This is a genomic window from Streptococcus danieliae, from assembly GCF_013415245.1.
In the GTDB taxonomy this organism is placed as follows: domain Bacteria; phylum Bacillota; class Bacilli; order Lactobacillales; family Streptococcaceae; genus Streptococcus; species Streptococcus danieliae_A.
On the sequence record NZ_JACBXX010000201.1, the window covers coordinates 1 to 1667 of the forward strand.

Annotated in this window: 3 protein-coding genes; 2 read left to right on the forward strand and 1 reads right to left on the reverse strand. The window is 38.4% G+C overall.

Annotated elements, in window-relative coordinates; all coding sequences use genetic code 11:
• A partial coding sequence (locus tag HZY94_RS09070; RefSeq protein ID WP_179925367.1) for a transposase occupies nt 1-281 on the reverse strand: 281 nt, incomplete at its 3' end.
• A 285-nt stretch (nt 282-566) separates the two neighbouring features.
• Here HZY94_RS09070 and HZY94_RS09075 point away from each other — a divergent pair.
• Together HZY94_RS09075 and HZY94_RS09080 are read left to right on the forward strand one after the other, a co-directional pair.
• Complete coding sequence (locus HZY94_RS09075; protein ID WP_179925877.1) at nt 567-1079, forward strand: hypothetical protein; 513 nt, start codon at nt 567-569, stop codon at nt 1077-1079.
• A 63-nt stretch (nt 1080-1142) separates the two neighbouring features.
• The gene (locus HZY94_RS09080) at nt 1143-1544 is read left to right on the forward strand and encodes a hypothetical protein (RefSeq protein WP_179925878.1); all 402 of its coding nucleotides are present in this window, start codon (nt 1143-1145) and stop codon (nt 1542-1544) included.
• Nucleotides 1545-1667 lie beyond the last annotated feature (123 nt).

The window sequence follows — 1667 nt, forward strand, 5'->3', positions numbered from 1 at the left end:
AGACGGACACTGTGAGTTTCAAAGCCACAGATTTGCCGTAATTGACTGTTCATTCGCAATTGGCGTAACAATTGCTGGTCAGTCTCTAATTGAAGAATCAATTTAGCAATATAGGCGATGAAGTAAGATTGGATAGAATAATCCCGACGACCATATTTCCGCTTTGCTTCTAACTGCTTGAACAGGTCCGTTTCAGGTAGAGCATCTAATACCATCAAAATTTTTTCTAAATCACCAAATTCCTGATCTTCAAATAGATTGAGTTGTGTTATAATTTTCATAGTGAGACCTCGTTAATAGAGATTTTTACACTAACTATTATAGCGCTTTGACGTTGTATTGAGGCTCACAAAAGGGAAAAATCGCTACTTTACCGTGGCGATTTTTCTTTTTGCAGTTCAGTAATCCCCCGTCAGAACTGAGGTTCGAAACAACGGGAATGATTCGTTGAAACCCAGAGTTTCCTCGCGATTAAGATTGGAAGCCAAAATTGGCGGACAAAGGAGACCCATTTTGGTAAAAAGAACAGTATAATAAAAGCATTAAAAAAACAGGAGGTGTAATACATGAAAAAACTTTTTATAACCCTAGGCCTCCTTAGCCTTGTCATCTTCCTCATCAAAACCTACTATGACCTCAGAGGAAACCTCATCCACTATTCTGTCTACTATGCACAAAATCTAGACCATGATCCTGACTATGATCCTGTTATGGCCATGGTTGTGGATAACCTCGACTATATCCCTCGACTAGAAGATGATTCGATTCACTATGACTTTGATGGGCATTCTACAATCTATAATGCGAATTATGAAATATATGTCACAAAATCTTCAGAAAAATATCTCCTGTCAAAAAACGAGGAGCTTTATTATTTTACTGAGCAAGGGGAATTCTCCCACTATAGAATATACGCTAGCGATTCCAAATTTGACGATAGCTCAGATCAAAGAAAGATGGAGGCTAAAAAATATGTCGCCGAGATCTTGGAGCCCCTGATTGCCATCCAACCCGAACCTCCTAAAGGGGAAAAACTCCAATGGCTTTTCAACATCACCTATGGAAGGAGGTTTCAATAAGGACTAGCAGTCCAATCTAGCCCTCATTGAAAACCAAAGTTCACTTGTCAAGGAGAAAACATCATGAAAAAATTCATCTTAACCCTAGGCCTTCTCAGCCTTGTTATCTTCCTCATCAAAACCTACTATGACCTCAGAGCAAACCTCATTCACTATTCTGTTTACTATGCACAAAACTTGGACCACGATCCCGACTATGATCCTGTTATGGCCATGATTGTCGATAACCTCGATTATATTCCCAGACCAGAAAATGATAGCATTTACTATGACTTCGACGGTCACTCTACCATCCATAGTAGCAACGACGATATTTATTTAACAGGATCTCCAAATGGATACTCTCTTGTTAATTATTTTAATGCTTACGAATTTACAGGTAACGGAAAATTTTTACACTTTAGAATCATGGCTAGTAAGGACAATTTTTTCGATAGCTCACCAGAAAGAAAACAAGAAGCGTAAGCGTCCAATAACGAGGTATCTATCTTGAATCCCTATTATCCGATATACTAATAAAAAGATAAAAAATCGGAGGAAACAGATGCCAATCAATTTACTAGACCTAGGCCTTGTTCATCTAGTCTG

What these genes read in the sequence shown, in the direction of transcription:
- HZY94_RS09075 (WP_179925877.1), top strand. Translation starts at nt 567, where the DNA reads ATGAAAAAACTTTTTATAACCCTAGGCCTCCTTAGCCTTGTCATCTTC.
- HZY94_RS09080 (WP_179925878.1), top strand. Translation starts at nt 1,143, where the DNA reads ATGAAAAAATTCATCTTAACCCTAGGCCTTCTCAGCCTTGTTATCTTC.